The sequence below is a fragment of the [Ruminococcus] torques ATCC 27756 genome (genome assembly GCF_000153925.1).
GTDB lineage: Bacteria > Bacillota > Clostridia > Lachnospirales > Lachnospiraceae > Mediterraneibacter > Mediterraneibacter torques.
In genome coordinates, this window is sequence record NZ_DS264358.1 from 127,784 (window position 1) to 142,065 (window position 14,282).

At 45.9% G+C, this 14,282-nt stretch carries 14 protein-coding genes; 3 read left to right on the forward strand and 11 right to left on the reverse strand.

Going from position 1 to position 14,282, the window contains the following annotated elements:
- Positions 1 to 24: 24 nt before the first annotated feature.
- Entirely contained in the window at positions 25 to 1,080 is a 1,056-nt protein-coding gene (locus RUMTOR_RS07990; RefSeq protein WP_004846927.1) for a PTS sugar transporter subunit IIC, read from the reverse strand.
- Positions 1,077 to 1,541 (reverse strand): hypothetical protein, encoded by a 465-nt coding sequence (locus tag RUMTOR_RS07995; protein WP_004846928.1) that lies wholly within the window; start codon positions 1,539 to 1,541, stop codon positions 1,077 to 1,079. The genes RUMTOR_RS07990 and RUMTOR_RS07995 overlap by 4 nt, the downstream gene beginning before the upstream one ends.
- A gap of 204 nt (positions 1,542 to 1,745) precedes the next feature.
- Here RUMTOR_RS07995 and RUMTOR_RS08000 point away from each other — a divergent pair, with 204 nt between their 5' ends.
- On the forward strand, positions 1,746 to 2,009 hold the full coding sequence (locus RUMTOR_RS08000) for a hypothetical protein (RefSeq protein WP_009243043.1): 264 nt from the start codon (positions 1,746 to 1,748) through the stop codon (positions 2,007 to 2,009).
- Between the two features lie 109 nt (positions 2,010 to 2,118).
- Here the strand turns inward: RUMTOR_RS08000 and RUMTOR_RS08005 are convergent, their stop codons facing one another.
- The 9 genes from RUMTOR_RS08005 to RUMTOR_RS08045 form a co-directional block, all read right to left on the reverse strand.
- Positions 2,119 to 3,540, reverse strand: coding sequence for an ABC transporter permease (locus RUMTOR_RS08005; RefSeq protein WP_044998121.1), 1,422 nt, complete (start codon positions 3,538 to 3,540; stop codon positions 2,119 to 2,121).
- Positions 3,506 to 5,134: a COG1361 S-layer family protein gene (locus RUMTOR_RS08010; RefSeq protein WP_004846932.1), complete on the reverse strand. Its 1,629-nt coding sequence runs from the start codon at positions 5,132 to 5,134 to the stop codon at positions 3,506 to 3,508. Before RUMTOR_RS08010 ends, RUMTOR_RS08005 begins: the two co-directional genes overlap by 35 nt.
- Positions 5,121 to 5,864, reverse strand: coding sequence for an ABC transporter ATP-binding protein (locus RUMTOR_RS08015; protein ID WP_004846933.1), 744 nt, complete (start codon positions 5,862 to 5,864; stop codon positions 5,121 to 5,123). Before RUMTOR_RS08015 ends, RUMTOR_RS08010 begins: the two co-directional genes overlap by 14 nt.
- A 235-nt stretch (positions 5,865 to 6,099) precedes the next feature.
- Positions 6,100 to 6,768, reverse strand: coding sequence for a uracil-DNA glycosylase (ung, locus tag RUMTOR_RS08020; RefSeq protein ID WP_004846934.1), 669 nt, complete (start codon positions 6,766 to 6,768; stop codon positions 6,100 to 6,102).
- A 92-nt stretch (positions 6,769 to 6,860) separates the two neighbouring features.
- Positions 6,861 to 7,622, reverse strand: coding sequence for an imidazole glycerol phosphate synthase subunit HisF (gene hisF / locus RUMTOR_RS08025; RefSeq protein WP_004846935.1), 762 nt, complete (start codon positions 7,620 to 7,622; stop codon positions 6,861 to 6,863).
- A 12-nt stretch (positions 7,623 to 7,634) separates the two neighbouring features.
- A complete protein-coding gene (gene hisH, locus RUMTOR_RS08030; RefSeq protein WP_004846936.1) occupies positions 7,635 to 8,240 on the reverse strand; it encodes an imidazole glycerol phosphate synthase subunit HisH in 606 nt (201 codons plus the stop codon).
- Positions 8,241 to 8,333: 93 nt separating this feature from the next.
- Positions 8,334 to 9,737 carry an alanine/glycine:cation symporter family protein gene (locus tag RUMTOR_RS08035; RefSeq protein WP_022003144.1) on the reverse strand — a complete coding sequence of 468 codons (1,404 nt, stop codon included), beginning with the start codon at positions 9,735 to 9,737 and terminating at the stop codon, positions 8,334 to 8,336.
- 188 nt (positions 9,738 to 9,925) lie between these two features.
- A complete protein-coding gene (locus RUMTOR_RS08040) occupies positions 9,926 to 11,407 on the reverse strand; it encodes a HAMP domain-containing sensor histidine kinase (protein WP_004846939.1) in 1,482 nt (493 codons plus the stop codon).
- 17 nt (positions 11,408 to 11,424) lie between these two features.
- Positions 11,425 to 12,102 carry a response regulator transcription factor gene (locus tag RUMTOR_RS08045; RefSeq protein WP_009243052.1) on the reverse strand — a complete coding sequence of 226 codons (678 nt, stop codon included), beginning with the start codon at positions 12,100 to 12,102 and terminating at the stop codon, positions 11,425 to 11,427.
- Between the two features lie 199 nt (positions 12,103 to 12,301).
- Here RUMTOR_RS08045 and RUMTOR_RS08050 point away from each other — a divergent pair, with 199 nt between their 5' ends.
- Entirely contained in the window at positions 12,302 to 12,862 is a 561-nt protein-coding gene (locus tag RUMTOR_RS08050) for a manganese efflux pump MntP (RefSeq protein ID WP_004846942.1), read from the forward strand.
- A 65-nt stretch (positions 12,863 to 12,927) separates the two neighbouring features.
- A complete protein-coding gene (locus RUMTOR_RS08055; RefSeq protein WP_004846943.1) occupies positions 12,928 to 14,277 on the forward strand; it encodes an MATE family efflux transporter in 1,350 nt (449 codons plus the stop codon).
- The last annotated feature ends 5 nt before the right edge of the window (positions 14,278 to 14,282 follow it).

Genomic DNA, 14,282 nt, shown 5'->3' on the forward strand with positions numbered 1-14,282 from the left:
TTTCATTGTTTTTTAAGACTTCTCTTACAACTCTAATTTCATATCTCCCTGACGGATCCACTTCTTTTTCCGCATAAACTCAGAAATGAGAAGCGTCACCGCCGCAGGAAGGATAAACTGGATCAAAATGATCTTTCCGAGCACGATCACTCCCGCTTCACTTTGCGTCATTACCTGCCATGTCATAAGCGGACCGACAAGTCCGGCTGTTCCCATACCCGATCCCGTAGCGTTGTTCGTCATATGAAGAAGCATTGTTCCGATCGGACCTAAAACGGCGCTTGACAAAATAACCGGAAGCCAGATCAAAGGTCTTCTTACGATATTCGGTATCTGAAGCATCGACGTTCCGATTCCCTGCGCCAGAAATCCGCTGAATTTATTTTCTCTCCAACTAGCCACCGCAAATCCGATCATATTACAGCAGCATCCGATCGTCGCCGCCCCTGCCGCCAGTCCCGACAGATTCAGGATTACTCCAAGCGCCGCTGAGCTGATCGGAAGCGTCAGGATCATTCCCATTAAAACGGAAACGACAATTCCCATCAAAAACGGCTGCTGCTCTGTTCCCCAGTTGATCAAGGAGCCAAGCCATAACATAAATTCAGAAATCGGCGGACCGACAAACAGACCGACTGCCGATCCCGTTCCGATGCAGACCAGCGGAGTCAGTATAATATCAAGTTTTGTTTTACCCGAGATCAAGATCCCGATCTCGATCGCCAGATACGCCGCCGCAAAAGCGCCTAACGGCTCTCCCGGCCCTGCCAGAACCAGATTTCCATCCACAAGAACCTGTCCGGATAAGATTTTCCCGGCAAATGCACCGATCATACCGACAACCGCGGCCGAAACGATTACGAGATGTCCTGCTTCTAATTTTCGCGCCACACCGACTCCGATGCCTGCACCTGTCAAACCTGCGGCAATCTTTCCAAGTTCATAAATAAGATCTCCTGTGCCGCCTCCCATAAACAACCCGATCTGCTGAATGATCGTTCCTATGATCAGCGTAGCAAAAAGTCCCTGTGCCATTCCGCCCAGACCATCTATAAAAATCCGATCTAAAAGTTTTTTCATTTCTTAAGATACCCCCACTCGCCTGCATACGCTTCTTTTGCCGCAAAACACGGAGTCGTTTTTCCTTCTGCGTCCACGATTTCGGGGATCATGTCCGACTGCTTAAAATGATAATCCGTCAAAAGCCAGCTTACGATATTTACATTGTCCTTCCTTCCCACAACACAGTCCGGCGCAGCCATAAAAATCATCTGTTCAAGAAAATCTATATCGACTTTATTTTCTTTACTGTACAAAAGAAGATTTTTATGAAACCACAAATACACCCCTTTTACCGTCTCTTCTGTTTCTTGCTCTCCCTCGGTGTCAAGATTTCGTTTTTCCGAATCAAGATATACTGTCTGAAACTTTTCGTCAAATCCAAACTCCTCGATCGCCGCCAAAATTGCTCCGGCATACGGCTCTTCCTGTAAATACTTTTCCAATATTTCTTTGTCATTTATCGTGCATACTCTGATCATCTTTTTACTCCTTTACAAACTCCTGCGTCACATCATGTTTTCTTTTTTCATTTCACCGCACAGACACGATATAAACTTGCCGGCTTTCCCTGCATGTATATTTTGTCCGAGCGCCCGAACTGATACTAATATATCAAAAAGGGCTTGCACAAGCAACGGGATTTTTGTATGATAAATTTCATAAACTTTGAAAGGAGCTTCGTTATGTTTCGTTTATGGGGAAAAGAATTTAAAGAAAACAGGCTTCTGCGCGATACTGTCATTTGCGATGAGACAACAGACACCCGCACACATAAGATTTTCAACGCTTTGGACGCCATCTGCTATGAGTTCGATCTAAGCAAGCCTATCTGGCTTGACACAACGATCGCCGACTTCAAACGGCACGCAAAAGCTCGGTTTTATCAGGATAACTTTGTAGACAGCATTGATTTTGATTATTTAGAAATAGAGGTGATCGAGGAATAATCCCCGGTCACCTCTGTCTTTTACCATTTTTCGTTATTATCCGATCTATCTGCGCCTCTTATCATCGGCTGATCGTCACTTATTTCTAACCGCCGCCTGTTTCCGGTTGTCATTCATTTCTGATCGCCGCAAGCGGACTTAACTTCATCGCCCTTCTCGCCGGGAAATATCCCGCCGCCGTTCCGACAAGCATTGCAAACCCAAGAGAAACAAGAACAAGCCACAAAGGAATATAAGAAATCTGCCCTGTTGTCATTCCCATCTCTTTGCCCTTCACAAGAGCATTGATCGCCGCAGACATAAGGAAACTTAAAACATTTCCGATCACACCTCCGCCAAGTCCGATAAACGCCGCTTCCAAAAGAAACATCTGACGAATATTTCCAAGACTGCATCCGATCACTTTCATAACGCCGATTTCTTTCGTTCTCTCATAAATAGACATCATCATCGTATTTGCGATTCCGATTGCCGCAACAAACAGCGAAACGGCTCCGATTCCGCCAAGCACCGCCTGAACCATTGCAAACTGTTTCTTCATGCTGTCGATATATTCGATATTCGACGACACATTATATCCCATCGCCCGAATCGCGTCTGAGACAGCCTCTACGTTTTCCATGTCGTCCGCCTGTACTTTTGCCGACGAATATACAAACTTATTATATGGTTTTCCGCTCTTTGTCGTCGGCTGCCCCGGAATCGCTCTTCCTCTGAATTCTTTTTCAAGATACGTCCTCAGCTTATTGATATCGCAAAACGTCATATATGAATTGACTGTATATGTGTCCGGTCCGCCCTTTAAAACGCCGCTTGCAGATACGACATGTTTTTTCGGAGGCGTTTTTGCCGACGCTGTTCCGCCTTCTCCGCTTTCTCCGGCAGAGCCGCCGATATCCGAAGCCGCGCTCTGCGACTGATAATAGCCGTCCTGATCGAGTATAAGAAAAACGGAATCCGTCTGCAGATCTATATCAGGAAGTTCTCCCGAATCCCAATATCCTCTTCCTGATGTTTTTTCATAAAAATTCGTTATTACTGTATTTCCATATACAAGTTCCAGCTGGGCGCTGTTCGGATCAGGAAGCCGCCCGCCATCCTCCAGCTCCAGATTCAATGTCTTCAAACCTTCAGGCGTCATTCCTGTCAATTCGATAAAGCCTTCATATTTTCCTTTCAGCGCGATTACCGATATGCTTAAGATCGGCTCTGCACTTTTTACATGGGCTACGTTTTTCAAATCTTTGATCACATCATCTGTGATGTATTTCTGCGATTCTTCTTCGTCCGAAGACATTCCCGAATAACCGTACATCATTCCGCCCGAATCTTTTCCCGTCACGGTAATACTTGTCGTTCCTCCGTTTTGCTCCACCTCTTTATACATGGATTCCTGAAGTCCGAGTCCGAGCGATATCATAACTACTATAGAAGCCGTTCCGATCACAACGCCTAGTACCGTAAGAAACGTTCTTAATTTTCTGCGCCGCAGGCTGCTAACGCTCATCCTCAGCAGATCGCTCCACCTCATCAAACAACTCCTCCTCTTCCGCTTCCAGACGTTTTGCTTTTTTCCTCTTCATAATAAGCACGATTGCCACAGCCACAGCAACGATCACAACTACGGCTGCTGCCAAGATCATTCCGATCGGCAGCCCCCCCTGTTCTTCCGGTATATCTGCCATAGCGTCCAGGTCTCCGGCATCTGACATCGGCATAACAGTAAGGTCAAATTTTTCCTCCGCTGTCGATACATTTCCCGCATCATCTTCATAAGTTAAGATCAGCTTACACTCTGTATTGTCCATCGTCTCTTCTTTCGCCGTCACGATGGCGTCGATCATGCCTGTCGCGCCGGAATCAAGATTTCCGATAAACTGTTCGTCTGACTCGATCATCTTGCCTTCAAAACGAGCTTTCACATTGTACATCTTCACCCGTCCGAGATTGTACAGACTGCAGGAAATATTCGCCTCTTCTCCGACCGCTACTGTCTCCGGCGCGATCTCGATCTTACTGAACTCAAACCGGGCGTCCTGTATGACCGGGATCGCAAGGCTTGACTGCGCCTCATACTGCGCCGCGCTGCTGTCTTCATACTTCATAGACATGCTGATACTGTACGGCTTTTTCACAAGATCTGCCCGTGCATTCAATTCGATTGAAATGTCGCTCGTTCCTCCGGCAGAAATTCCGTCAAGATAAACAGAGCTTGAACCCGATGCCGGAAGAAACGCCGGAGCTTCCGCCGCACCTTCTGAACCTGATGACGGAGCCTGCATATCAAAAAGCATATTTGAAACAGCAGTTTTTGAAGAAGTATTTTTCAGGTGGACGATCAATTTAAAATTACTTCCCGCGCGAACTTCCGCCGGCTCTGTATTAAATCCTGTTACAATCACCCGCGGAACAGATGCGCTTGACGCATCCGCGCCGCCTGCCGAGCCGCCTGCCATGACCGGATCGCTGGTATATACTCCTCCGAACACCGCGCCCGAATCGTCCGGCGTTCCCTGCGCATTTCCCGATCCGCCGCTTCCGTTTCCGGTATTTCCGTTGTTTATCTCTCCGCCGTTTGCATTTCCACCCTGATTTTCCGATGGCTTTTCTTTTGCGGTCGTTTTTACAAAGACATACTTATCCGTCTCATAGGATTTCTCTCCGTCATCGTAAGAAATCTTAAATTCCAGTTTATAAGACTTCCCTGTCACATCTCCTCTTACGATAAGAGGTTTCTCTTCACTCCCCCACACAGCCGCAGTCTGTCCGCCGCTTTTGATCGTAGACAACTCTTTTTCATAATTCAGCTTATCAAGTTCAAAGGGCCAGTCGGATGCATTCTTGATATCCGGTTCTATCCGCACGTTGTGCGCGTCTACATTTCCGTTGTTTTTTACATTGATCCGAAACTCGGATACCTTCTGCCCCGCCTTAAACACAGGCGTCTCCTGCCCGTCGCCGACACTGATCTGAATGTACGCAAGCTCTCTCTTTGACACCTGACTTCCGGACTCTGTTTTTTCCTCTGCAAATGCCACGAGCGGAGCAAGCATAGACAACACAAACACCATGCATAAAATTCCGATTCCGATCCGTTTCAACGTCATTTTTCTATGCTCTCTCATTTTCCTCTTTCCTCCTGTTTTCTGTAATGTGTACAATTTTTCCGTCTATAATCTCCAATACCCGGTCTGCATATTCCGCCTGACTTCGATCATGCGTGACCATGACAAGCGTTCTTTTCTGCTCTCTTACGAGTCTTTGCATCAGGCGCATCACATCTTGAGACGTATGTGAATCAAGCGCTCCTGTAGGTTCATCCGCAAAAATAATCTTCGGATCGTTCACAAGCGCCCTTGCCACGCTTACTCTTTGCTGCTGTCCTCCTGATAACTGGTTCGGCAGATGTTTTTTATGTTTTTCCAAGCTCACCAGATCCAGCATTCTGTCGGCTTTTTTTATTCGTTCTTTTCTCGGCTCTCCGCGAAATGTAAGCGGAAGCGCCACATTTTCCAGTGCATTCATCGTTCCCATCAGATGAAACGACTGAAATATAAAACCAACGTTTTCTCCTCTGAACTTTACAAGTTCATTTTCTTTCATCTGCTCGATATGCTTCCCCGCTACGATCACTTCCCCGCGAGTCGGTTTTTCCAGTCCGGCAAGCATATTCAAAAGAGTCGATTTTCCGGAACCGGACGTTCCGACGATCGCACAAAATTCTCCCTCGTACACTGAAAAACTAACGCCGTCCAATGCCCGGACGACCGAATCGCCGACACGATACAGTTTATACAGGTTTTTCACACTGATAATCTCCCTCACTGTCTCCTCCTTTTTGCTTTCTTTACTCATTCTGTCTGTTTGTTTTATCTCCTGTCTCAACACATACGAATCTTCGGCAGTCAGATCTGCCTTTTTACGAAACAGCGATGCATTGTTATTTGTATCGTATCATATGTTTTGTTAGATTTCGCTATGTATTTTATGAATAATTTCTTAATATCCGAATCTCATCTGCGCAAAACTTCTGTTTTCCCCCTATAACAAAAAAGGCCGCAAAACATCTGCAGCCTTTCTGCTTTCTTTTCTATTCGATCTGCCAGTCAATAGGCTCTTCGCCTTGCGACTCTAAAAACTCATTCGTTTTACTAAACGGTCTGCTCCCGAAAAATCCACGATATGCCGACAGCGGACTCGGGTGCGGCGCTGTCAATATCAGATGCTTCGGATTGTTCAGCATCGCCTTTTTTCTCTGCGCCGGAGCGCCCCATAAAATAAATACGATCGGACGGTCCTGACCGTTTAACGCCATGATCGCCGCATCCGTAAATTCTTCCCAGCCGATGCCCCTGTGGGAATTTGCCTGATGAGCACGAACAGTCAGCACAGTATTCAACATGAGAACTCCCTGATTTGCCCATTTTGTAAGGCATCCGTGATCAGGGATCGTACACCCGAGATCATCATGAAGCTCTTTATAAATGTTGACAAGAGACGGCGGCACATCCACTCCCTTTTTCACTGAAAAGCAAAGCCCGTGCGCCTGTCCGTTATTGTGATAAGGGTCTTGTCCGAGTATCACTACTTTCACCTTTTTCAGCGGAGTCAAATGAAATGCATTAAATATATCCTCCGCCGGCGGGAAAATCAATCTTGTTCTATATTCCTCGTTTACCGTCTGAAATAATGTTCTGTAATATGGCTTTGAAAATTCACCTTTCAGCGCTTCATACCAGTCTCCGCTTATACCTGACATCTTTATCACCCTCGTCTTTCTTTCCGTTTGTATCTCCGCCGCTTTTATCGGTATTGTCTCTTCATGCAGTCTTTCCCCTTGTTCCTCTAAGATCACAATCTTACAGAAACGCCTTCTTTTGCCAAATACTCTTTCACCTGTCTGATTTCCAGTTCTTTATAGTGAAACAGCGACGCCGCCAGAGCCGCATCTGCCATTCCTTCTGCAAGAGCATCCTTAAAATGTTCTAATTTCCCCGCTCCTCCCGAGGCGATCACAGGAATCGACACGCTTTGCGCGATCGCTTTTGTCAGTTCCAGATCGTATCCCGACTTCGTTCCGTCACAATCCATGCTTGTAAGTAAAATTTCTCCCGCGCCGAGTTGTTCCACTTTTTGCGCCCACTCTACCGCATCGATCCCAACGTCTACTCTACCGCCGTTTTTATAAATATTCCACCCCGAACCGTCCTGACGTTTTTTCGCGTCGATCGCCACTACAACGCACTGACTGCCGAATTTATCCGCCGCATCGCGGATCAGCTCCGGCGTATTGATCGCCGAAGAGTTAATGGAAATCTTATCTGCCCCTTCGCGAAGAAGCGCCCGAAAATCATCGACCGTGCGGATTCCTCCGCCGACAGTAAATGGAATGAAAACACATTTTGCCACTTCTCTGACCATATCGACTACCGTTTTCCGCTGATCGGAAGACGCCGTAATATCAAGAAATATAAGTTCATCCGCTCCTGCCGCGTCATATGCCTTCGCGATCTCCACCGGGTCTCCGGCATCTTTCAAACCTACAAAGTTGACTCCTTTTACGACCCGTCCGTCTTTTACATCCAGACAGGGAATAATTCTCTTTGTAAACATCACATTCACCTCTTATAATTCCACGAAATTTTTCAATATCCGAAGTCCCGCCGTACTGCTCTTTTCCGGATGAAACTGACACGCAAAAACATTTTTTTGTTCTACCGACGCATGGATATGTACACCATATTCAGCGGAAGCTTTCACTATTTGCTCATCCTCTGCTTTCAAATAATAAGAATGCACAAAATAAACATACGGATCATCTTCTATCCCTTTGAACAGCCTTCCGTTATTCTCTAAATGCAGAGAATTCCACCCCATATGCGGAATTTTTAATCCTTCTGCATTCGGGATCCTGCATATCTTTCCTTTTAAAATCCCAAGTCCTTCCACCCCCGGCGCTTCTTCGCTTTGTTCAAACAACACCTGAAGTCCAAGGCATATCCCCAGAAACGGAATTTCCTTTTCCACTGCTTCCCGGATCACAGCGTCGAGTTGTCGCTTTCTCAGATTCTCCATAGCGTCTCCAAACGCGCCTACCCCCGGTAAAACAATCTTATCCGCGCCCAGTATTTCATCTTGTTTCGCCGTAACTGTCACTTCCTGTCCGAGACTTAAGAGCGCTTTTTCCACACTTTTAATATTTCCTGCGTCATAGTCTATAATTGCGATCATATTTTCCTCTCCCTGCTTTTGTTTTTCATTCTATATTTCTCTTTTTCGTTTCTTTATTCCGTACGGCAGTTTTCCGCTTCTCGTTTCGTGTTTCTATCTTCTTTTTCCTCTTCCTGTTTTTACGACCGGAATCGGCGTATGATCTACCGCATCCAGATTTTTAATATATTTTTTCGTCTCTTTTACGATAACCGGAGAAAGGAGCAGCACTGCGGTCAGGTTCGGTATCGCCATCAACGCGTTCAGTATATCCGCCACCTTCCACACAAGATCAAGCGCAAGCACCGGAGCGACAAGAAGCACCGCTACATAGAGAAGCCGATATGGAAGAAGTCCCGCTTTTCCCGCAAAATATTCTACGCACCGCTCACCGTAATACGCCCATCCCAAAATCGTCGAATACGCAAATGAGATAATACCGACAACAAGAATAAGAGAACCGAAAAAGGGAATCTGACCAAACGCCATCGTTGTCAGTTCGCCTCCGTTTACCGCCTCGTCAATATTGATCGCCGGATTTTTCATAATCGTTGTCACAAGCACAAGTCCGGTCATCAAACAGACGACAACCGTATCCCAAAACGTTCCCGTGGAAGAAACAAGAGCCTGACGGACCGGATTTTTTGTCTTTGCCGCCGCAGCCGCGATCGGAGCCGAACCAAGTCCCGATTCGTTTGAGAAAAGTCCTCTTGCGACTCCATACTGAATGGCATACCGGATACCTCCGCCTACAAGTCCGCCTGCGGCCGCTCCTTTTGTAAACGCAAGCCGGCAGATCGTCGTGACCGCCGGAATGATGTAATCATAATTGATAAACAATATAACGACGCAGCCTATCACATAGAAAGCCGCCATAAACGGAACAAGCTTTTCACATACTTTCGCAATACTTTTTATTCCTCCGAAAATCACAACCGCCGTCATCCCTGCCACAACAACGCCGACAACAAACGGATCGATCCCTAGGTTCTTACTGCACACTTCCGCGATCGCGTTTACCTGAGTCGCGCATCCGATTCCAAAAGAAGCAAAACCTGCCAAAAAAGCGAACGCCAAACCGAGCCACCTCATATTCAGTCCGCGCTCCAACGCATACATCGCGCCGCCCTGCATTCGCCCGTCTTCTGTTTTTACTCTGTACTTTACCGCAATAAGCGATTCGGCATACTTCGTTGCAATTCCGAAAATGCCCGTGATCCAGCACCAGAATACAGCTCCCGGACCGCCCAGAGCGATCGCTGTTCCGACACCGATGATATTTCCCGTTCCGATCGTGGAGGCAAGCGCTGTTGCAAGCGCTCCGAACTGACTGACTTCTCCGTCTGCCCCCTCTTCTTTTGCAACCGAAAGCCGAATCCCTTTTGTAATTGTCTTTCTCTGGATAAATCCTGTGCGAACTGTCAAAAACAGATGCGTTCCCAGCAAAAGTGCGATCATCCCCCAGCCCCATACGAAATCGTCTGCCGATTGAATGATCTCGTATATTTTATCATACATACTTATCCCGCCCTCCTTCTTACTTTTACACTCTTTTTTACATTTTTTACTATTGCAAAAAGGGCATACGATATACCGACCGCTGACAGCCGGCATGCCGTATGCCCTCTTACGCAACTATCCTTGAATTATTAGTTGCATTTTAGCACATTTACGCGCTAACGTAAAGCATTGAACTTATAAGTTTTTCACGCTTTTGCATCCAATTCAAACCAAAACGCTACTCCATTATCAAAGTTCTCTACTCCGTATTTCTGGTGGAACGATTCCATGATCGCTTTCACGATCGACAGACCGATTCCGTTGCCGCCATATTCTCTTGTATGCGCTTTGTCCACTTTATAGAACTTATCCCACAACTTCGGAATATCTTCTTCCGGAATCGGAGTTCCGCTGTTAAACACAGTGATCCGCACTTTTCCGTCCCCATTTTCTATACGGACTTCTATGCGCTTCTCATTGCCGACATGGTGGATCGCATTCGTAAGATAATTTCGTACAACCTGCTCTGTTTTAAACTCATCCGCCCACACACAGATACTTTCATCGGAAATAAAACTGATCTTTGCCCCTGCCTGCTGAACAAGGATCTCACAGCTTACAATTACCCCCTTTACAAGGCGCACGATATCAAACCGCTCAAACTGTACTTCATCAGAGCCGAATTCCAACTGATTCAGCGTCAGAAGATTTTTCACCATCACATTCATTTTCGCCGCTTCGTCTATGATCACATCACAGTAAAATTCGCGGCTTTCGGGATCTTCGCTGATTCCTTCTTTCAGCCCTTCCGCATACCCCTGGATAAGGGCGATCGGCGTCTTTAGTTCATGAGACACGTTTCCGAGAAATTCATTTCTCATATCCTCGATCTTTTCTTTCTGTTCGATATCTTTCTGCAGCTGATTATTCGCCTGCTTTAGTTCTGACACCGTTCTTTCCAGCTTCTCCGACATTTTATTGAAATTATTCCCGAGCACACCGATCTCATCCATGCCGCCGCGCGTATACTTGGTATCGAAATTTAAGTTTGCCATCTCCTGGGATAATCCGGCAAGTTCCATGATCGGTCTTGTAATACTTCGGGAAAACATCCATACTAACAGACCTCCGATAACCATTCCGATACATCCGAGATAGATCAAAAAGCGGTTTGCAAGAGATGCACTTTCCGTAATACTCGCATAAGGACACTGCATGATAAACCATGAGCCGTCCATAAATCTTCCCCACATTTTCAAATACTCTACATCTCTTTGTACTTGACTGCTCTTATCTCTGTAAATCGTGTAGTCCTCATTCCGCTTCAGTATGTTTTCATGATCGACTCCTTCCATTCCGAATAAGCCGCTGAACATTTCTTTCAAACGCGGATCGCTTTCTCCAAGTGTCGTAAGGATCGCATTTCCACCTCCGTCCACCACGACAAGGTCAACGTTCGCCCGCTCAAGCTGTGTCAGAATATCCCTCACCGAATCAGAATCTGACAGACTTCCGGACTCCAGCTTCGCATTGACGTCATTGTATGTTCGGATCAGATCATCCGCTTTGTGAGACAGATAATAATGTCCTAAAAAAGCGTTATTTATAATAAGGACAAGACCTAAAATAAGACTGAACAATCCGATAAAAATCGCCGTCATCTGACGCCTGATCGAATACTTTATCATCCTTGTATTTCCTCCGGTTAATTGACTTCAAATTTATATCCCATACCCCATATCGTTTTGATATACTCGCCCCTGTCGCCTAATTTACTGCGGAGTTTTTTCACATGAGTATCGATTGTTCTCGCATCACCGAAATAATCATAATTCCACACATTATTCAATATTTTTTCCCTGGACAGCGCAATCCCCTGATTTTCCACAAAATATGACAACAGTTCAAACTCCTTATAACTTAAATCGATCATCTTGTCATTGATCTTAACAATATGCGCCGCCTTATCAATCTTGATATCTCCCGCTTCGATCACATCTCCGGCCGTATTTCCGAGAGTTCGTCTTAAGATAGCGTTTACCCGCGCCACAAGAATCTTCGGGCTGAACGGCTTTGATATATACTCGTCCACTCCAAGTTCAAACCCTTGAAGTTCGTCACGTTCTTCCGATCTTGCCGTCAGCATGATGATCGGTACTTTGGACGTCTCTCTGATCTCCCGGCAAACCTGCCAGCCATCCATCTTCGGCATCATCACATCAAGGATCACAAGGGCAATCTCCTTATCTTCATAGAAAATGTCCATCGCTTCCATGCCGTCTCCCGCCTCAAGCACAGCATATCCTTCCCGGGTAAGAAAGTCTTTCACAAGTTTTCTCATCCTGCTCTCGTCATCTACAACAAGCACTTTTATATTTTCCACAATATCCACCTCTCATATAAAAATGTACCGGCAAAAATATTCCGATAATTTCTCTTTTATTTTCAGATTACCATACAAATATGTCAATCCTGTGAATTTGTTTTATTTCTCGTCCCAAAACCCCCGTTCCTTTCTCTTGAAAAACAGTATTTTTAGTGCTATTATTTTTAAGATTTATAATTCCTAAGGAGTTTTTTATATGGGACTTACAGAACTTTTCATCCTGGCAGTCGGACTTTCCATGGATGCTTTTGCCGTTGCCGTCTGTAAAGGACTTGCTATGCCGAAAGTCACCTGGAAAAAGATTACCGCCGTCGGTCTTTGGTTCGGCGGATTTCAGGCTCTTATGCCTGCAGCAGGCTACTTTCTCGGCATCCGGTTTAAAGACGGCATTACCGCTATAGATCACTGGATTGCGTTTATACTGCTTTCCATCATCGGAATCAATATGATCCGCGAAGCTTTCTCCGGCGACGAAGAATCTTCAAACGACCTTTTAGATTGCAAAACGATGTTCCCTCTGGCTGTTGCGACAAGTATTGACGCTCTGGCCGTAGGCATCACCTTCGCCTTTTTAAATGTACATATTATTCCTGCCGTTTCATTTATCGGCGTAATAACGTTTATCATCGCTGCCGCAGGTGTAAAAATCGGAAACATATTCGGGACAAGATACAAATCGAAAGCAGAGCTTGCCGGAGGTATCATCCTGATTCTTCTCGGCGTTAAGATCCTGCTCGAACATCTCGGCATATTTTAAATGAAAAACTTTTGATCCGATATTTTTATCGGCAAAAGTATTACATCAGGGAGACTTTTATTATTATGGAAAAGAAAAATTCATTCATGCAGACGAAACCTGTTTTTTCTCTTCTGCTTTCTATGTCTGTACCTATGATGCTGTCCATGCTTATTCAATCGCTTTATAACATCGTTGACAGTATCTACGTTTCCAGACTTGGCACAGATGCTCTGACTGCCGTTTCGCTTGCCTATCCGCTTCAAAACGCGATCTTATCCGCAGCGGTCGGAATCGGCGTCGGGATCAGCTCCGCTATCTCCATTCATTTAGGAGCGGGAAATCGGGAAAAAGCCGACCGGGCGGCGACTCTGGGAATCGCCCTTACATTGATCCACTGCATCTTTTTTATCATTGCAGGTCTGACGATCTCCGAACCGTTTTTAAAACTTTTTACAGACAACCCGAAAATATTAAACGACGCATCCATATATACGGAAATCGTACTTTGCCTTTCTTTCGGCTCTCTTTTTCAAATTGCATTTGAAAAGATCTTCCAGGGAATCGGTGAAATGAAGATTACAATGTACCTTCTCATCGCCGGCTGTGTCGTCAATATTATACTCGATCCGATCCTGATCTTCGGATTGCTCGGTTTCCCGGCGCTTGGCGTTGCAGGCGCTGCCATCGCCACCGTGATCGGACAGATCAGCGCCTTACTCTTATACATCATCGTATATAGAAGAAACTCTTACGCGGTACACATCAGCTTCAAGCATCTTGTCTTTGATAAAGCGATCATCAGACAAATTTACAGTGTCGGAATCCCCTCTACTGTTATGATGCTCCTGCCGTCTATATTGATCAGTGTACTAAACAGTATACTTACTGCATTTTCAGACGTTTATGTCGCAGTTTTAGGCGTTTATTTCAAACTTCAGACTTTCATCTATATGCCTGCAAACGGAATCGTACAGGGAATGCGTCCGATCATCGGGTACAATTACGGCGCCGGTGAAAGTTCCCGCGTCAAATCAACAATACGATACAGCCTGCTCACTGCGGCAGGATTGATGTTGACAGGAACGATCCTCGCTCTTGCCCTTCCGAAACAGATTCTCTCTCTGTTCGATGCAGACGCCGCTTTAATGAGCGCCGGAGTCACTGCTCTTCGCATCATCAGCCTCGGATTTCTTGTTTCTTCTGTCGGTCTGATCTATTCCGGCGTATTTGAGGCGATAGGAAACGGGCGGAATTCTCTGATCATCTCTTTGCTCCGCCAATTTGTGATAACAATCCCGTTAAGTTTCATCCTCACCCGCTTTTTCGGACCTACGGGCGTATGGATCTCATTCCCTGTAGGTGAGCTCTGCGCTTCCGCCGCGGCGTTCTGCCTATTAAAAAAATATCAAAACGGAGCATTCTCGCCTCTTTGACGGGA